This is a genomic window from Bradyrhizobium sp. Tv2a-2 (genome assembly GCF_000472425.1).
Classification (GTDB): domain Bacteria; phylum Pseudomonadota; class Alphaproteobacteria; order Rhizobiales; family Xanthobacteraceae; genus Bradyrhizobium.
On the sequence record NZ_AXAI01000001.1, the window covers coordinates 609,357 to 626,703 of the forward strand.

General features: G+C 61.2%; 20 protein-coding genes. 11 read left to right on the forward strand and 9 right to left on the reverse strand.

The window, feature by feature from the left end; all coding sequences use genetic code 11:
• Positions 1-194: 194 nt before the first annotated feature.
• The 3 genes from A3AI_RS0102970 (at position 195) to A3AI_RS0102980 (ending at position 2,408) form a co-directional block, all read left to right on the forward strand.
• A complete protein-coding gene (locus tag A3AI_RS0102970) occupies positions 195-533 on the forward strand; it encodes a putative quinol monooxygenase (RefSeq protein ID WP_024514147.1) in 339 nt (112 codons plus the stop codon).
• A gap of 150 nt (positions 534-683) precedes the next feature.
• The gene (locus tag A3AI_RS0102975) at positions 684-1,676 is read left to right on the forward strand and encodes an alpha/beta hydrolase (RefSeq protein WP_198030045.1); all 993 of its coding nucleotides are present in this window, start codon (positions 684-686) and stop codon (positions 1,674-1,676) included.
• Between the two features lie 21 nt (positions 1,677-1,697).
• On the forward strand, positions 1,698-2,408 hold the full coding sequence (locus tag A3AI_RS0102980; protein WP_024514149.1) for an antibiotic biosynthesis monooxygenase family protein: 711 nt from the start codon (positions 1,698-1,700) through the stop codon (positions 2,406-2,408).
• 19 nt (positions 2,409-2,427) lie between these two features.
• Here the strand turns inward: A3AI_RS0102980 and A3AI_RS0102985 are convergent, their stop codons facing one another.
• Positions 2,428-3,921 (reverse strand): FAD-linked oxidase C-terminal domain-containing protein, encoded by a 1,494-nt coding sequence (locus A3AI_RS0102985; RefSeq protein ID WP_024514150.1) that lies wholly within the window; start codon positions 3,919-3,921, stop codon positions 2,428-2,430.
• Positions 3,922-4,142: 221 nt separating this feature from the next.
• Here A3AI_RS0102985 and cycA point away from each other — a divergent pair, with 221 nt between their 5' ends.
• The 3 genes from cycA (at position 4,143) to A3AI_RS42045 (ending at position 6,404) form a co-directional block, all read left to right on the forward strand.
• Positions 4,143-4,538 carry a cytochrome c-550 CycA gene (cycA, locus tag A3AI_RS0102995; protein WP_024514151.1) on the forward strand — a complete coding sequence of 132 codons (396 nt, stop codon included), beginning with the start codon at positions 4,143-4,145 and terminating at the stop codon, positions 4,536-4,538.
• Positions 4,539-4,690: 152 nt separating this feature from the next.
• Positions 4,691-4,894 carry a hypothetical protein gene (locus A3AI_RS47185; RefSeq protein ID WP_156927606.1) on the forward strand — a complete coding sequence of 68 codons (204 nt, stop codon included), beginning with the start codon at positions 4,691-4,693 and terminating at the stop codon, positions 4,892-4,894.
• Positions 4,869-6,404, forward strand: coding sequence for a patatin-like phospholipase family protein (locus tag A3AI_RS42045; protein WP_024514152.1), 1,536 nt, complete (start codon positions 4,869-4,871; stop codon positions 6,402-6,404). The genes A3AI_RS47185 and A3AI_RS42045 overlap by 26 nt, the downstream gene beginning before the upstream one ends.
• A 6-nt stretch (positions 6,405-6,410) precedes the next feature.
• Here the strand turns inward: A3AI_RS42045 and A3AI_RS0103005 are convergent, their stop codons facing one another.
• Both A3AI_RS0103005 and A3AI_RS0103010 read right to left on the reverse strand, forming a co-directional pair.
• On the reverse strand, positions 6,411-9,812 hold the full coding sequence (locus A3AI_RS0103005) for an adenylate/guanylate cyclase domain-containing protein (RefSeq protein WP_245286809.1): 3,402 nt from the start codon (positions 9,810-9,812) through the stop codon (positions 6,411-6,413).
• A 39-nt stretch (positions 9,813-9,851) separates the two neighbouring features.
• Positions 9,852-10,802 (reverse strand): alpha/beta fold hydrolase, encoded by a 951-nt coding sequence (locus tag A3AI_RS0103010; RefSeq protein ID WP_024514154.1) that lies wholly within the window; start codon positions 10,800-10,802, stop codon positions 9,852-9,854.
• A gap of 259 nt (positions 10,803-11,061) precedes the next feature.
• Here A3AI_RS0103010 and A3AI_RS0103015 point away from each other — a divergent pair, with 259 nt between their 5' ends.
• Positions 11,062-11,244, forward strand: a complete 183-nt coding sequence (locus A3AI_RS0103015; RefSeq protein WP_024514155.1) for a hypothetical protein — start codon at positions 11,062-11,064, stop codon at positions 11,242-11,244.
• Positions 11,245-11,266: 22 nt separating this feature from the next.
• On the opposite strand, the gene A3AI_RS0103020 is transcribed toward A3AI_RS0103015, so the two are convergent.
• The 5 genes from A3AI_RS0103020 to A3AI_RS0103040 all read right to left on the reverse strand — a co-directional run bounded on the left by A3AI_RS0103020 (position 11,267) and on the right by A3AI_RS0103040 (position 13,818).
• Positions 11,267-11,524: a hypothetical protein gene (locus A3AI_RS0103020; protein WP_024514156.1), complete on the reverse strand. Its 258-nt coding sequence runs from the start codon at positions 11,522-11,524 to the stop codon at positions 11,267-11,269.
• A 103-nt stretch (positions 11,525-11,627) separates the two neighbouring features.
• Positions 11,628-12,296: a tetratricopeptide repeat protein gene (locus A3AI_RS0103025; protein WP_024514157.1), complete on the reverse strand. Its 669-nt coding sequence runs from the start codon at positions 12,294-12,296 to the stop codon at positions 11,628-11,630.
• Positions 12,297-12,461: 165 nt separating this feature from the next.
• Positions 12,462-12,587 (reverse strand): type B 50S ribosomal protein L36, encoded by a 126-nt coding sequence (gene ykgO / locus A3AI_RS0103030; protein ID WP_006611362.1) that lies wholly within the window; start codon positions 12,585-12,587, stop codon positions 12,462-12,464.
• Positions 12,588-12,882: 295 nt separating this feature from the next.
• On the reverse strand, positions 12,883-13,329 hold the full coding sequence (locus A3AI_RS0103035; protein ID WP_024514158.1) for a MaoC family dehydratase: 447 nt from the start codon (positions 13,327-13,329) through the stop codon (positions 12,883-12,885).
• Between the two features lie 12 nt (positions 13,330-13,341).
• Entirely contained in the window at positions 13,342-13,818 is a 477-nt protein-coding gene (locus A3AI_RS0103040) for a MaoC family dehydratase (RefSeq protein WP_024514159.1), read from the reverse strand.
• 186 nt (positions 13,819-14,004) lie between these two features.
• Here A3AI_RS0103040 and A3AI_RS0103045 point away from each other — a divergent pair, with 186 nt between their 5' ends.
• From A3AI_RS0103045 to A3AI_RS0103060, 4 genes are read left to right on the forward strand one after another with little or no spacing between them, the layout of a single operon-like run.
• A complete protein-coding gene (locus tag A3AI_RS0103045; RefSeq protein WP_024514160.1) occupies positions 14,005-14,889 on the forward strand; it encodes an amidohydrolase family protein in 885 nt (294 codons plus the stop codon).
• A gap of 40 nt (positions 14,890-14,929) precedes the next feature.
• A complete protein-coding gene (locus tag A3AI_RS0103050) occupies positions 14,930-15,775 on the forward strand; it encodes a dienelactone hydrolase family protein (RefSeq protein WP_024514161.1) in 846 nt (281 codons plus the stop codon).
• 5 nt (positions 15,776-15,780) lie between these two features.
• Positions 15,781-16,521 (forward strand): haloacid dehalogenase type II, encoded by a 741-nt coding sequence (locus A3AI_RS0103055; protein WP_024514162.1) that lies wholly within the window; start codon positions 15,781-15,783, stop codon positions 16,519-16,521.
• Entirely contained in the window at positions 16,518-17,012 is a 495-nt protein-coding gene (locus A3AI_RS0103060; RefSeq protein WP_024514163.1) for a YbaK/EbsC family protein, read from the forward strand. The genes A3AI_RS0103055 and A3AI_RS0103060 overlap by 4 nt, the downstream gene beginning before the upstream one ends.
• Here A3AI_RS0103060 and A3AI_RS0103065 read toward each other — a convergent pair.
• Positions 17,005-17,343 carry a hypothetical protein gene (locus A3AI_RS0103065; RefSeq protein ID WP_024514164.1) on the reverse strand — a complete coding sequence of 113 codons (339 nt, stop codon included), beginning with the start codon at positions 17,341-17,343 and terminating at the stop codon, positions 17,005-17,007. The genes A3AI_RS0103060 and A3AI_RS0103065 overlap by 8 nt on opposite strands.
• Positions 17,344-17,347: the final 4 nt, after the last annotated feature.

Below are 17,347 nucleotides of genomic sequence, written 5' to 3' on the forward strand. Positions count from 1 at the left end.
GAAAGCAAATAGGACGGCGCGGATCGCCCCCGCTTCAGCAGCGCCGCGGTCCCCCTCAAGCCGGGCATGGCGGCCGTCCGCATCAACATACTCACTTCGATCAGCATCGAAACATCGACGGGCACAATTCGGCATATACCGAATTATATCTGCTGATCCCGATCGGCGGATGACGAAGCGAAGGAGAGATCGACATGACCCGTTACGCAATCAAGCAACGCACCATCAACGAGGCCGTGAACGACGGCGGGCTTCTGGTGGTCGCGCAGTGGGAAGCGAAAGAGGGAGAGGCGGACAAGGTTGCCGAGATTCTGCAGCTTTTCCTCCCGGAGGCGCAGGCCGAGCCCGGCGCAAAAATGTTCCTGGTCAGCCGCGCCAGGGAAAACCCGGCGCAGTTCCTGTTCTACGAACTGTTCCACGACGAAGCCGCCTTCAAGGCGCACCAGCAGAGCGCGCATTTCAAGACCTATATCGCGGATCAGGCGTTGCCGCTGCTGGCCAATCGCGAGCGCACGCAATACGCGCTGCTGTAACGCTCACGGCGCCACGGCCGATCCTGCCGCTGTCACTTCGATCGCGGTCGAAGTGAAGGCAGGAAACCGCTGCTTGCGGTTGCGAGTTGGCATGATGAAATGCCGCTCGCGACCGCAAGTGGATCAACACCAAACCAACGTGGTATGAACATGACGGTCTTTTCGGCTGCCGAGAAACTCGATTCCCGCGAAGAGCATTTTCGCATTCCGGGACCGCGTGGGGGACTGTCGCTTTTTCTGCGCTTCTTGCCCGCTGCGGTCACAAGTTTCCGGACCCGGCGCGCCGTGCTCTATGTCCATGGAGCGACCTTTCCCTCGGCGCTGTCGATTGCGCACCGCTTCGACGGACGATCCTGGCGCGACGCGCTCAACGAGGCCGGCTTCGACGTATGGGGCCTCGATTTCTACGGCTTCGGTCATTCCGACCGCTATCCCGAGATGGATCAGCCGCCGTCCGACAATCCGCCGCTTTGCGTCGCAGATGATGCAGCAAAACAGCTCGAGGCCGCGACGCGCTTCATTCTCGCACATCAAGGCCTGGACAAACTGTCGCTGATCTCGCATTCCTGGGGCTCGATGCCGACAGGCCTGTTCGCAGGCAGCCATTCCGCGCTAATCGACCGACTGGTGCTGTTTGCGCCGATCGCACGACGCGGTCCGCGCCGCTACGAAGGCCCGCCGAAATTTGCGGCCTGGCGCATCGTGACACTGGAAGACCAGTGGAATCGTTTCGTCGAGGACGTTCCCCCGCATGAGCCGCCGGTGCTGTCGCGCATCCATTTCGCGCAATGGGGCGAGCGCTATCTCGACAGCGATCGCGAAAGCCGCTCGCGCGCTCCCGCCGGGGTCAAGACACCGCTCGGCCCGTTCAGCGAAATCATCAAGGCGTGGCACGGGCAACTGGCCTATGATCCATCAAAGGTGCGGTCGCCGGTTGCCATCATTCGCGGCGAATGGGACGGTTTGATGCTGGATGAGGATGCACGTTGGCTGTTCGATGCATTCACGCAGGCGCCCCAAAAGCGCGACATCAAGATCGGCCGCGCCACGCATCTGATGCATCTCGAAGCCACACGCCTGGCGCTCTGGCGCGAAAGCATCGACTTCCTGCGCGGCGACGATGCCGCGCCCGTACCCTCCTGAACAAACAAGAAGGAAAAAACAATGTTTTCCGTGATCTTCGAAGTACTTCCGAACGAAGGCAAGAAGGACGACTATCTCGAGAAGGCCAAGTACCTGAAGCCGATTATCGAGACGATCGACGGTTTCATCGACAACGAGCGTTTCGAGAGCAGGCTCAGGTCCGGGTGGGTCTTGTCGCACTCGACCTGGCGCGACGAAAAATCGCTCGTGCGTTGGCGCACCGTCGGCGAGCACCACGAGATGCAGGAGAAGGGCCGCTTCGAGGTCTTTGCGGACTACCATCTTCGCATCGGTGAGGCGACGTTTGACACCGATCCCCCAAAGGAAGCGTCGATCCGGGAGCAGCGTCTTGATGAGACCGAGGTCGGCTCCGGCACATTTGTGACATTCACCGAGATCACGCCGTCGAAAGGCGCTGCATTCGCAACCCGAACAGAATTGTTGCCGGCCCATTTCGGGCTCGATCTGAAAGAAGGCGGCCTCGTCGACCATGACGTCTTCGACAGCATTTACAATCAGGGGAAGATTGCGCTCTTGATCGGATGGAAGAACGCTGAAGCCGCCAGCCGCTGGTCGCCGAGGAAAATCGACGGCGTCGAAAAGCTGCGCCATCGCAGGATTCGCGTGGTGCGAGACTACGGCCGCTTCGACCGGCGCGAGGCCCCCCAATATTACGCCGACGTGAAGGGCCGCGAAACGCTGCACGCAAAACGCCGCGCCCCGGCGCGCTGATTGCGCCGGCCGGCATCGCTCAGAACCGCGGCAGCTCGGGAAATGCCAGCTTGCCTGCATGTACATGCATGCGGCCGAGCTCGGCGCAGCGGTGCAGAGTCGGAAACACCTTTCCGGGATTGAGCAGCCCCTGCGCGTCGAAGGCGCATTTGAGACGCTGCTGCTGGTTGAGGTCGATGTCGGAAAACATCTCCGGCATCAGATCGCGCTTCTCGATGCCGACGCCGTGCTCGCCGGTGAGCACGCCGCCGAGCTCGACGCAGCAGCGCAGGATGTCGGCGCCGAACGCTTCGGCGCGCTCCATCTCGTCGGGCTGGTTGGCGTCGTAGAGAATGAGCGGATGCAGATTGCCGTCGCCGGCATGAAACACATTGGCGCAGCGCAGACCATATTTGTCCGAGAGCTCGCGGATGCGCGCCAGTGCCTGCGGCAGCTTGCCGCGCGGAATGGTGCCGTCCATGCAGAGATAGTCGGGCGAAATCCGCCCTACCGCCGGAAACGCCGCCTTGCGACCGGCCCAGAACAGATTGCGCTCGGCTTCCGAGGTCGAGATACGGCAGCTGGTCGAGCCGCACCCCTGCGCGATCGTCTCGACGCGGTTGATCAGTTCGTCGACCTCGACGGAGGGACCGTCGAGCTCGATGATCAAAAGCGCCTCGACATCGAGCGGATAGCCGGCCTGCACAAAGGCTTCGGCGGCGTGAATCGCGGGCTTGTCCATCATCTCCATGCCGCCGGGAATGATGCCGGCGCCGATGATGCGCGCCACGCATTCGCCCGCCGCCTCGACCTCGGCAAAGCCGACCATCATCGCACGCGCCGTCTCCGGCTTCTGCAGGATGCGCACCGTGACTTCGGTCACGACGCCGAGCAGCCCCTCGGAGCCCGTGATGATCCCCATCAGATCGTAGCCTGCATTCTCCGCCGCCTTGCCGCCGATGCGCAACACCTCGCCGGTCATCAGCACGATCTCGCAGCCGAGCACGTTGTTGGTGGTCATGCCGTATTTGAGGCAGTGCACGCCGCCGGAATTTTCCGCGACATTGCCGCCGATCGAACAGGCGATCTGCGAAGACGGATCTGGCGCATAATAGAACCCGGCATGCGCCACCGCCTGGCTGAGCGCGAGATTGGTGACGCCGGGCTCGGTCACCACGACGCGGTTGTCGAAATCGATCTCGCGGATACGCTTGAACTTCCCGAGGCCCAGCAGCACGCCGTCGGCGAGCGGCAGCGCGCCGCCGGATAGCGAGGTGCCGGAGCCGCGCGGCACCACCTTGATCCGCTGCTCGAAGCAGTATTTCAAAACGCGCGACACCTGCTCGGTGGTCTCGGGCAGCACCACGACCATCGGCGGCTGGCGGTAGGCCATCAGCCCGTCGGACTCGTAGGGCAGCATCTCGGGCTCGGACGAGATCACGCCCTCACCCGGCACGATCGCGCGCAGGGCGGTGACGATCTCGTTGCGCCGGGCAATGATCGCGGCATCGGGTTGCGGCATCAGGATAGTCATGGCGTCTCGTCCGGATTTCGATTTTATGTCGCCAAATCAAGCATATCCGCCTCGGCTTGAACAGGTCGCGAACCATCCGCAGCTGCAACGCGGCAACTATTGATTACAAATGACATCCATACACCATTTTGGCGGCTTGTCCGGCCCATGGACGCCATGCAACAAGAGCAGGCGAGTCCCCCGCAATCGAACTCCCTTCCTTGAAACGAAGAGCTCATCCCATGAACAAACTGATCTTGAGTGCATTGGTGGTCATCGCGTCGGCGGCCACGGTTTCGGGCGCCCTGGCGCAGGACGCCGCTGCCGGCAAGACCTCGTTCAACAAGTGCCTGCCCTGCCATTCGATCGGCGAGGGCGCCAAGAACAAGGTTGGACCAGAACTCAACGGGATCGACGGCCGTCACTCGGGCACCGCGCCCGACTACAATTATTCCGATGCCAACAAGAACTCGGGCATCACCTGGAACAAGGACCAGTTCCTCGAATACATCAAGGATCCGAAGGCAAAGATCCCCGGCACCAAAATGACCTTCGCCGGTATCAAGAACGAGACGGAAGCCCAGAATCTATGGGCCTATCTCTCGTCCTTCGACAAGGACGGCAAGCAGAAGCAATAGCTTCGGTATTGGCGCAGGCTTACCTAAGCTCCGGGCTCGCGCCCGGAGCTTTTTATTTGGCGGCTTTGTCGAAGCTTTTCAGCATCCCTCTCCGCTTGCATGTCAGACGGGCAGGTCACCATATGCGATGGCCGCCCCGGCCGAACGCCTCGATGATCTCATCGACGATCGGCCTTGCGTCAGCGCTGCTGCCATATTCGATCGCTTACGCGACCATTGCACTCAGAGGGGAGCGCTTCCCAATTATTTTAAAAGAAACTAGTATGCCGCTCATTTCGCAATTTCAGGTCGAGGGGGGGCGCATTCCATATTTTGTAAGGAGTATTGCGAATGCCAGCCGAGAAAAAAGCAGCTGAGGAAAAGCCAGACAAGCTACGCAGGGCAATTACGCTTGGCGGTGGTGGGCCAGCAGCAGGGCTGCACATTGGAGTTCTGGATGCGCTCGCCGCCAAAGGGATAACGTTTGATGTTTGGGCGCTGTCATGCATCGGTGCGTGGGTTGGCATCGTCTACAATCAGTTCGATCAAGAGAAGGTCAAAAACAAAGAGAGGCCGGAGAAGACGTATCAATTCTTCAGAGATGGCGTATTTCGTGATGATGAAAGCTACGAACACTTTCCCATAAACACTGTGTTCGGGCCGGACTGGGGCAATATCAAGAAGTCACTGAGCAAGTTCATTAGGGAGCCCAGCAATTACGAGGATTTTGCATGGGATCCGTACAAGACGCTGGCTGCCTTTCAGGATTCAATGTCGATTTTCCTGGATCACATGCCTGACAAGGAGAATAAGTTCAGGAAACTGGACAAAGGAGACATAAACAAATGGATTCTCAACCAGGTGATGGCGCCGAATCCCTTCGTCCGTTATCTGACGTCCATGATGTATCTTTCTAATGTCACCGGGTTATCGAGGATCAATTATCCAGACAGCGACTTTATGAAGAGCATAAATTTTGAAGAGCTAAAAAAATGCGAGTCCACCATCTTTCACAACGCCTGGAATCTTGACGACCAGAAACTCGCGTTGTTCTGCAATCGTCTAATGAAGGATCCAGACTACGTGGGGGGCATCAACGCATCCACGTTGTGTGCGTGTTCGGCTTTGCCCTTCATCGAGGAAACCGTACAGATTGGCAGAAAGACCTACTGCGAAGGCGCGCTCGTCGATACGGTCAACTTCGAGAGCCTTCTGCAGGAGCATGGCGATCTTGACGAGATATGGATCAGCAGGATCGTAGATACGAAGCAAGTCCGAAAGCCGAAAGACCTTCATGACGCCCTGGCAAATCTTTGCCAATTGTTTGCGGCGACTGTCGGTGAAGATGATGTCAGGCTGTTCAAGTACCACGTCAAATGCGACGAACCTCGCAAGTGGACAGGCACGGTCGTCGAGATCCACGTACCCGCGCATATTAATTTCAAGTGGAATCACAGCAACCTCGATCACGGGCGGGCCCTCGGGAAGGCCGCCGCGGAAGAAGCAATCGCAGCATATAAAAGAGCTGGCGAGAAGACTGCAAAACAGAACAAGGACGAAATCGGAAAAGCGCGGTTTATCAACGAGAACCCAGCGAAGGACAGAAAAGTTCAGGCGCGACTGAAGGAAATTCTGGAGAGAGAAGGAATAAACAAAGACGTGCTGATGCAGGCGATTCTCAAGGCCAAGCCGCCCCGGCTGGATCAGCAGATTCTGCCGCAGAAGATGCACTGGTGGGTCGACGCCAAAGGCCAACAAGTCGAGCCGAACGACAAAGGTGAATTTCCAGACGGCTCGATCCCGTATGCTGTCTTTGCGCTGCGCAACCCGAAGGTAAAAGAGGCCTATGGTGACCTTCACCCGGCTCCGGATTTAAACCTCCTATAGTCGAGGTCACCCCAATCGGTCGAGCAAGGCCTTTGCTTGCTTGAGGTCCTGCGTCTCAAAGCCCTCGGTGAACCAGCCGTAGATGGGCGTCAGGACCTCAAGTGCTTCTTCATGCTTGCCCTGTTCCATCCACAGCGCAGCAAGGTCGGTTGCCGCTCTGAGTTCAAGAGCCTTGGCGTGTTGGCATCTTGCCGTCCTGAGAGCCTTTTGGAGCAACTCGGTGCCATCATCCTTTGCGCCGCGGAGCACCAGCGTGCGCGCCTTCAATCGGTACAGTTCGGCCTCAAATATCCGTTCGCTGTTGCGATTGACCGTCATGAGGCCCTGCTCGATGAGCGCGAGCGCAGTCTCATATTCCTGTCCAAGCAGCAGAACCGGACAAAGCAGCACGTACAGCGCGGTAATCCCCAGATGGTAGCCCGCACCACGGTATTCGTCCATCGCAGCCCGGATCTCCTCGCCTGCGCGGGACGATGGCTGCAGCGACGTTACGCATATGCCGCGAACCGCCTGCGCCAGCCCATGCCATTGCCGGAAGCCGTGCTCTTCCGACAAGGCGTGACAGCGTTCGGCATAGCGTTGTGAACGCAACATCTCGCCTCGAAGAGCGTGGAGAACAGAGGCATAGTAGCAGGCATACGCCTGCGAATGAGGGTGATTGATAGCGTTGGCACGTTCGATCGCGGCATCCATGCGGGTAACCGCGGTGTCAGAGTGACCGAGCAGCCAGAGAACCCACGACATCAGCGCAAGGTCGGCCACTCCGGCATCCTGGCCGGCCGCTCGGGCGGCCAACCTGTCATCCTCAGAGCTTGTTTCGAACTCCGCAAATGCGCGCTCGATGGCTTCCCGGGCATCGGCAAGGCGCCCCATGAAAAGGCGAATCATGGCCTGACCTCGCGTTGCATTGAGCAACGCCGGCCGATCTCCGCGCGTCTCGGTGAGATGAAGCAGAGCCGCGATCGTTTCCTGGGCTACCGGCAATTCGCCGCGGATGACGCTCGCGGTGGTCAACCAAAACATGATCTGCAGTTGTTCAGGAGGATCTCCGAGGCGCTCGCACAATTCGCGCGCACGGACGAAGGTTGCCACCGCTTTGTTGGAAGCCGGTCCCTGCATGGCAATCAGGCAGGGTCCAAGGGAGACTTGAAACTCAAGCTCCAACCTGTCCTTTCGTTCAGAGTTGTCCATGTGGACGGTGGCTTCGATCCCGCGCTCCAGGTGCGCGATGGCCTCCAGGTTGGCGGAGCGCGCTGCGGCCTTCTTGCCTGCCAGCAACCAATATCCCGTTGCCTTTTCGAACAATCCCGCCTCGGTGAGGTGATGCGCGACCGTTTCGGGTTGAGCCTCTACGATCTCCGGGAATCGTTGCTCGATCGCGTCCGCGATCATCGCATGCAGCCCTGCGCGTCGGCTCTTCAGAAGTCCCGAATAGGCCGCATCGCGCACCAGCGCATGTTTGAAGGTGTAGGTCGCCCTTGGTATCTCGCCTCTGCAAAATATCAGTTCGGATTGAACCAACTGCGCAAGTGCCTCCTCGAGTCTCTTTCCTGGAAGCCCAGCGACGATATTCAGCAGTTCGTAGGAAAATTCGCGGCCCACCACGGCTCCGATCTGAGCCACTTCCCGCACCGGAGCCAGCCGATCCAGCCTCGCCAGGAGAGATGCGTGCAATGTCGTCGGAATCGCCATTGGAGGCAGGGGGCGATTGAGAACGTAACGACCGTCCTGCTCCTCCAACAAACCGGTTTCGAGCACAGTCTTGGTCAGTTCCTCGACGAAGAGAGGTACACCATCGGTGCGAGCGAGGATCTGGTCCATGACCTCGGCCGGAAGTGCTTTCCCGGCCGTAACCCGCTCGATCAGTGCTGCACCGTTGCGTCGGTTCAGGCGCGTCAGCGAGAGTGTCGTCACATGCGCATGACCCGGCCACGGCGGCATGAATTCCGGCCTTGCCGTGATGAGCATCAGCACCCGGAGCTGTGTTATTTTTTCCAAGGTAAGCGTGAGCAGTTCGAGCGAGGTCGGATCGGCCCAGTGGGCATCCTCGAAGGTAACGAACACGGGTTGGCGGGTGGCGAGAGCAGTGAGCTGCGTCAAAAGTGCGGCCAGCGTCATCTCCCTGCGCTTCTGCGGACTTGGCTCCGGCAGGCGGTAGCGGCCGTCGGCCGGCACTGACAGAAGGTTCGCCAGAGGCGGCACGATCTGATCCGGGGCAGCACCGGACTGGCCGAGCAAAGCCGCGATTTTTGAGAATTTCGCATCAGGCAAGTCTGTGCGCTCGAAGCGCGCGGCCCGCTCAAGCTGGCGGATGAACGGGTAGAGGGCACTGTTGGTGTGGTGCGCCGAGCAGAAAAAGCGCACCGTGATATGTGGCTCGGTTTCTTTGAGCTGTTCTCCGAGGGCCTGGGCGATGTGCGACTTTCCGATGCCCGGCTCTCCCGTCAGGACCACGGCGCTGCCTTCGCCGCTGGCAGCCTTGTGCCAGCGGCGTAACAGCAGGTCGATCTCCTCGTCGCGCCCGATGGGAGGCGTCAGTCGGGTCTTGTGCAACGCCTCGAAGCGGCTTTCGACCCCGCTCGCTCCCAACACCTCCCATGCCGGCAGCGGTTGCGCCCATCCCTTGAGCATGACCGGGCCGACATTGCGGTATTCGAATTGCCCCTCGGTGAGCCGGCGCGTGCTCTCGCAGATCAGCACTGTCCCGGGCATCGCGAGCGCCTGCAGCCTTGCGGCCAAATTCGGCGTCTCGCCAATCACCTCCTGTTCCTTGGCAGCGCCCTCGCCGATCAAGTCGCCGACCACGACCATTCCGGTAGCGATGCCAACACGAACCTGGAGCACCGTGTTGATATCTGTCCTCAGCCTGGCGACGCCATCCACCAATGCCAACCCGGCACGGATCGCCTGCTCTACGTCATCCTCGTGCGCTTTTGGAAAGCCGAAATAGGCGAGAACGCCGTCCCCCATATAACGGGCAATGACACCTTCGGATTTGGCGATGACCTCGGCGATGCAAGCGTGGTAGGAGCCTATCACCGCTCGCAGGTCCTCGGGATCAAGGCGGACAGAGAGTGCCGACGAGCCGACAAGATCGCAAAACATTACCGTGAGCTGACGGCGCGCGGCGCCCTCCCGCGACACCCTCTTCGTTGCTATTTCAGGTGCGGCGGGAGCGTCGCCCCGAAGATCGGCGATCGCACGCAGCATCTTGCGCCGGTGCCCCAGAAGAAGACCAAGTTCTTTCAGGTCATGGTCCGTAAGATCGCCCAGCACGGAGAAGTCGATGGCGTTCTCTACGAAACGCTCCGTGTATTCACTCAAGCCGATCGATGCTAGCCAGTCCGCGATAGCCGTCATAGCGACCCTGTGGCTCAGGGTCGTGACAATACCACGTTTGGAAGACATGCGCGAACGGCCTTGTCTCCGGACGATGCGTCCCCTGGATCAAAATGCCGCGCTCCTCGCCTGCGCGATCATCGCCTCGATCTCGGCGATGACGCGCTCCCCAGCCGCCTGCTGCACCATATGGCCGACACCCGCGAGCACGACGAGTCTCGTGTGCGGCACCGCACGTGCAAACGCACGGGCGTGGATCTCCGTCGACACCGTCGTGTCGGCATCGCCTGCAAGGATCGTCACGGGGAGCCTGATTTCTCCATAGCGCGGCGCCTGCTCGACCACGGCCTGCTTCAAGGTCACGAGGTCGCGGGCATTGGCGAGAAACTCGCGCGGCCGCAAGAGCAGCAGCGTCGCGGTGTCCTGCACAAAACAATCGGGCATCGCCTGCGGCAGGAATACGTTTCGGGCGCCGGGTTCGGCGAGCAGCAGGCCGAGCGGCAGCGTGATGGTGTAGGCGAGCAGCGGCCCGATGAGGGGCGTGGTGACCACCTCGTTGTAGCGGCCGACCCCGCCGCGCCAGGGATGGGTGACCGGCGCCAGCATGACGAGACCCGCAAGCTGCTCCGGGCGATCAAGCGCCAGCCGCGCGCCAAGCGCCCCGCTCCAGGAATGCACCACCAGGACGGCGCGGCCGATCCCGAGCTTGTCCAGGGCTTGCGCGATCATCCGCGCCTGGGCGCCGGGCGTCGAATCCATCTCGCTGTCGCGGTCGCTCCAGCCGTGCCCCGGCCGATCGATCAGGATCACCCGATACCGCTGGGCCAGCAGCTCGCCGAGCGGCCTGCGCATCACCTCGAGATTGGAGCTTGCGCCATGAATCAGGACGATCGGCGGGTCAGAACTGTGGCGCCGCCCCAGATCAACCACATTCAAGCGCCCGCCTTCGACCGCGATCGTTTCGCCGCGCTGGGGATAACTTCGCCGCAAGAGCCAAACGCCGGCCTGCGTGAGCAGCGCCAATCCGGCCAGCGCGCCCGCGACAATGATTGATATCATTGAGCTTATCCTGACCGTCCACACGGCGGACCAGCTACGCAGCCGCGCCAAAGTGGTTTCGGGACTGGCCAGTTTTCCCGCGTTATCCCCTGTGCTGTCATAGTGACGTCGTCGGCCTTTTTATAACCATGGTCGGCACTATTTCTGAGCGGCGGGCGCAGACCATTTTGAGACAATTGCCGCCGACTTGTCCACGTCATCCACAGGAACGCGGAACACATATCGGTAATTGCTCCTCAATCAAATGGAGGGATGTTGCATGAGTATCCGATCGAGCGATGCCGCTATCGACGAAATCGTGGCGAGCTGCAATGGTGATCTCCGCGGCGCGGTGCGGGCCTTGCTACTGATCAACGAGCATCTGGAGGCAGAGCTGGCGCAGCTTTACGCCACCGCCGCCCACAACGGCCTTGCCGAGCGGCGCAACAGCGCACTGCACTAGACCCCACTGTTAGATCCCATCATTACTTGTCGTCGGCTTCGTCCTTGCCCGGATCGACCTTCGGGCAGGCGGCAATGGTCGAGCGGGCGAGCTTGGCGTCGCCGCGCGACTTGTATGGCCCATCCACAAACCAGATGTTGCCGCCGTCCACCACCGGATTGCTGGTGACGATGGAGCATCCGCTCGTGGCGTGGCTTCCGACCACCCAGAACATGCCGTCTGCAACGGCCGGCGCCGCAAGCGCCGCGACAAGGGTGCCCGTGAGCATCACGCGCTTCATGGTCTTGCTCCTCATGCAAGCTGAGTGAGAGGCTGCCCCGGACGTATCGGGAAACGTCCGGGCGGGCAACGGGCAGCCTTGATCTAAGGTAAATTTCGTGCCGCTAGATATCTCGGCCTTCGACCTTTTCGGTGAGCTGCTTGACCAGCTCCGGCACCTTCTCCAGATGCGGATTGATCGCGAGTGCCTTGCGAAAGGCTTCCAGCGCGCGCTTGTCGTCACCGAGGTCCTGCATGATCATGCCGAGCCCGGCGAGCGCGGCAAAATGCCGGGGCTCGCGGACCAGCACCTGCTGGATGTCGGCGAGCGAGCGGGTATAGTCGTTCCGCAGGTAATACAGTGTGGCGCGCCGGTTCCAGGCTTCCACATAATCCGGGCGCAACTTGATGACGGCATCCAGCAGCTTGATCGCGAGCTCGGGCTGCTGGCCCTCCATTGCGGCCTTGGCACGCAACATCAGCAGCGCGGCCGTATCGCTCGAAGTCTGCAGCCAGATCGCCCAGATCCGCGCCTCGACGGCCTTGGCGCTGTCCTCGTCCGGCGCGGCCTTGAGCGCGCCGAACAGGAAATCGAGCCCCTTGGCCCGGTCCGTGGGAACCTTGGGCAGCTTGGCCGGCGCCTCCGGCAGCTTTCTTTTGGAGGAATTGGGCTGGTTGGGATTTGGCTGGTCCTGGGCGAAGCCGTCGACCGGAAGCGCCGCGAGCATCGCGGCAAGACCTAAAGCGGTCAGGAAGCGGCGAGCCGTCAGGGCCGCAAGGAATCTCTCTGCCATGGGCAAAGTGTAAGCGCAGCCCTTACGGCTTGCCAAGCAGGGAGCCGTCAAACAGCCGTGAGAGGGGCAATTTTACCGCTGGAACAGACCGGTTGACGAAGTTAGCCAGCCGAATGTGCCGATCGATAGCGAGCCGACCGATCAGCCAGCCAGCCGGCCAAACGATCAGCCCTGGCGCGCCTTGAAGCGGCGCTGGACCTTGTTGATCACATAGACCCGGCCCTTGCGGCGGACCAGACGGTTGGCACGGTGGCGGCCGCGCAGTGATTTCAACGAGTTACGGACCTTCATGGCAAAATCCTGATGCTTCCAAAGGCCGTTACGACAGCCGGATGTGGCAAAATGGGGATCATCCCGCCGGCGGCAACCGCCCGGGATGGCGCAGTTTCTAAGCGATCGGAGGGGCCAATGTCAATGCGAATGGCCCCTTCCCACCGCTCCAATTCGGCGCCGCGCATGACGCCAAAGCGCGATGAGATCTGGTTGAATCGTCGTCGCGCATTAGGTCTTTGATTGAGCATGATCCCTTCGGAAAACCGCTACACACTTTTCCGGATCATGCTTTAGCGAGCCGCTGCCGCTGAAATCAGGGCGAAATCGCCTTCGGGAACTCGACCATGGCCTCGCCGGTCGCGACCCTCTCGTCGTGCTGGTTGCGAACCACGACGTCGATAAGAACCCAGCGCGACTTTGCCGTCTCCTGTTTTGACCTGATGATGCCAGAGGGCCGGATCGTGTCGCCCGGCTGGACCGGCTTCACCCAGCGCGTCTCGAGGCGGCGATGAACGGCATCGCGGGGATAGGCCCAGTCGGTGATCATCCGAGAGATCAGCCCGAAATTGTTCATGCCGTGCATGATGACGCCGCCGAACTGGGTCTGGCCGAAGCTGCCCTTCATAAACTCGTCGTCGAGATGCAGCGGATTGTAGTCGAGCGAGGCATCGCAAAACAGGCGGATGGATTCGCGGGTAACGGCGAATTGCGGACCCTCGATGCCGTCGCCGGCGTTCAGATTTTCGAATACGTTGGTCATGGCGCCTTCCCTTCATACCGGCCGGATGGTCCAGCCGCGGCCCGAACAGACCACGTCGCCCTTCCCGTTGAAGAAGACGTTGTCGTGCACCACAAACAGCCGTTCGCGCTTGATGAACTTGTCCAGCGCGCGCGCCTGGAGCGTAATGACGTCGTCCGGCCGCGCGGGAATGTTGTAGCTCCAGGACTGGCCGGCGTTGATCGTGCCGGGCGAGCGCATCCAGTCATCCGCCGGCGTACAGGAGAACATCAGCAGGATATGGATCGAGGGCGGCGCGATCAGTCCGCCGTAGCGCGTCGTCCTGGCATAGGCCTCGTCGAAATAGAGCGGGTGTGTCTCGCCCACCGCCCGGCAATAGAGTTCGACGGCCTGGCGGGTCAGCGTGTAGGGAATGGTCTTGCGCGGCTCGCCCGGAACGATGTCATCCCAGACCTTGCGCAGATTGGCGTCTTTCCAGAAATCGGTCTCGAAGGCTGCCGCCTCGGCCATTTCGTCCTCCCTGTTCTTGTTGTTGGGCCTGCGAACAATACGCGAAGCCGCCGGGGAGCAAGAGACCTTTGCTGGACGCGAATGGCGTTGCCCCCAAACAGCGTCCGGTTCGGGCTTGCCAAAATCGTTATAAGGTATAATCAATTTCCCGAACCCTGAAAGCCAAGCCGCCGGGACGGAAAAGCCATGCCCAAACTTACGCTGCCCAATCTCGACGATGTCGTTGCGATCGACATCCACACCCACGCCGAGGAGCCCTGCGGCATGCATGGCGACGACGGCTATGACGATTTCCAGGCGCAGATGGCGGAATATTTCAAGTCGCCGCACAAGCATCCGCCGACGGTGCCGGAGACGGCCGCCTATTACCGGGCGAAGAAGATCGCCGCCGTGATCTTCCCTGTCGATGCCGAGCGCGAGACCGGCTTCCGCCGCTACAACAACGACGAGATGCTCGAGATCGCGTCGCAAAATCTCGACGTGCTGATCCCCTTTGCCAGCATCGATCCGCACAAGGGCAAGCTCGGCGTGCGCGAGGCCAAGCGGCTGATGCAGGATTATGGCGTCCGCGGCTTCAAGTTCCACCCGACCATGCAGGGCTTCTATGCCAATGACCGGATGGCCTATCCGCTCTATGAAGCCATCAATGACGGCGGCGCGATCGCGTTGTTCCATACCGGGCAGACAGGCGTCGGCAGCGGCATGCCCGGCGGCATGGGCATGCGGCTGAAATATTCCAATCCGATGTATATGGACGACGTGGCGGCGGATTTCCCCGACCTGAAGATCATCCTGGCGCATCCCTCCTTCCCCTGGCAGGAGGAGGCGCTGTCGGTCGCGACCCACAAGCCGAACGTCTATATCGACCTCTCCGGCTGGTCGCCGAAATATTTCCCGCCGATCCTGGTCCGCTACATCAATTCCATTTTGCAGGATAAGATGCTGTTCGGCTCGGACTGGCCGGTCATCACGCCGGACCGGTGGCTTGCGGATTTCGCCAAGCTCGACATCCGCGACGAGATCCGGCCGAAAGTGCTGAAGGCCAACGCGCGCAAGCTGCTCGGCATCTAACGGAAGCGGCATCGCGCAACCCAACCTCGAGGGTTACGCGATGCCAAAGCTGCTGACCGTCGCCGCTCTCATTGCCGCGCTTTTCTCTGCGAGCGCGGCGATCGCGGCCGAGCAATCCGCCCGCATTGTCGAACTGGAAACGCCGCTCGCCAGCAGCCAGCCGCTGCAGGCCTATCTCCGACAGCCCGAGGGTGGCGGCGCTCTTCCCGCGGTAGTGCTGCTGCACGGCTGCGCCGGCAACTACAAGCGGCTCGACGAGCGCTGGGGCAATCGGATCGCCGGCTGGGGTTACGTTACACTGACCGTCGACAGTTTCGGGCCACGCGGCCTCGAGAACACCTGCACCAGCGGGGCGCCGGTCGACTTGGCCTTCGATGCCTACCGGGCCCTCGACTATCTTGCCCTGCAGCCGTTCGTCGACACGAACCGCGTCGTGCTGCTTGGCTTTTCGCAAGGCGGCTGGCTGACGCTAACCTCGCTCGAAAGCAGCGTCATCGAGGCAACCGCGCACCACAAATTCCGTGCGGGCATCGCCTTCTATCCGCCCTGTAAGGGTTTCAAGGACAACATGACGGTGCCGACCTTGATCCTGATCGGCGCAAGCGACGACTGGACGCCGGCGCAAGATTGCCGCGATATGGTCGAAGGGCGCGACGGCTTCGGCATTTCTCGCGAGAAGGGAATGGGCGTGCCCGCGAAGCTGATCGTCTATCCCGGCGCCTATCATGCCTTCGATACGGTCACGCTTCAGACTCCGCGGACCTATCTTGGCCACCATCTCGAATACAATCAGACGGCTGCCGAGCAGTCGATCGAGGCTGTACACGATTTTCTCGCAAGCATGATCGGCGGCAGGGATGAGGGCCGGTCGAAACCGGACAGGTGACGAAGATGAACATCAAGGCCGTCGTGTTCGACGCTTATGGCACGCTGTACGACATCCAGTCGGTGGCCGCGGTTACGGAAGAGACGTTTCCGGACTACGGCGACATCATCACACAAATCTGGCGCATCAAGCAGCTTGAATATAGCTGGCTGCGCACGCTGATGGGCCGTTACGAGAGTTTTGCCACCGTCACGCGAGACTCTCTTGCCTATACGCTGCGCGTGCTCGGCCTGACTTATGAGCCCGAGGCCTTCGAGCGCATCATCGACAAATATCTGCATCTCGACCTCTATCCGGACGCGATGGACGCACTCGGCGCCATGCGGGACCGCAAGCTCGCGATCCTCTCCAATGGCAGCCCCGACATGCTCGACGCGCTGGTGCGCAACTCGGGGCTCGACCGCGTCCTCAACGCGACCATCAGCGTCGACGCCAACAGGATCTTCAAGCCGAGCCCCCTCGCCTACGGCCTGATCGAAACGACACTTGCCATCCCGCCTGCTTCCGTGCTCTTCGTCTCCTCGAACCCGTGGGACGCCTGCGGTGCCAAGGCCTTCGGCCTCAACGTCGCCTGGATCGAGCGGGTGACGCCGGAAGCGATGGCGCTCGCCTGCGTCGAGACTGAAACCATTGCCCCGCTGACCATGTTCAAGACCCTGCGCACCCAGATGGACGAACTTGGCTTCGCGCCGGATCATCGCGTCCGGTCGCTGGCGGAATTGCCTCCTATTGTGAAAGCCGCATGAGTCTCGAATCGGTCCGCGCCTTCTTCGCGGAAAAAGCCCCCGACATTGACGTCATCGTCTCGTCGATCTCCTCGGCCACCGTCGCCCTTGCCGCTGAAGCCTATGGCGTCGAGCCGGCGCGAATCGGCAAGACGCTATCGCTGCGCGTCGGCGAGCGCGTGGTCCTGATCGTGACCAGCGGCACCGCGCGCATGGACAACAAGAAGATAAAGGCGCTGTTCGGAGTGAAGCCGAAGATGCTGGCACTCGACGAGGTCGCCGACATTACCGGGCATGAGGTCGGCGGCGTCTGCCCGTTTGGGCTGAAGGCGCCGCTACCGATTTATTGCGACGTCTCGCTAAAAGCCTTCGACATCGTGGTACCGGCCGCCGGCTCGACCCACAGCGCCGTGCGAATCGGGCCGGAGCGGATGGCCGAGCTCGTCGGCGCCGAATGGATCGACGTCTGCGAGCACCGGCAAGTCCCCGGCAATCAAGTCGCGGTCACCTGAACCAATCATCATCGCTGCGCGGCTGAGGCTGGAGCGGTTGGCTGGCGCCAGGCGGCGGTCGTCGTCCGCGGCCCGGAGGCTGATCCACGCGGTTGCTGGTGTCGAACACCGCGCGGCAACCATCCGAGAGCTGTGGCGTGTTATGCCGCAAACAGGCGACGATGCGGTTGACGTCGGGGATCTGATCGCTGCAGAGCCGCCAGACATCCGGCGTGCATGCCATCTGCTGGTCCATGGTCCCACGATATTCGTCGGCGCGCGCAGCAGCGGAGACCGCGACGCCGCCGGCGAGGACGCACACAAGAAGGAAGACGATCGATTTCGTTCGCATGCAG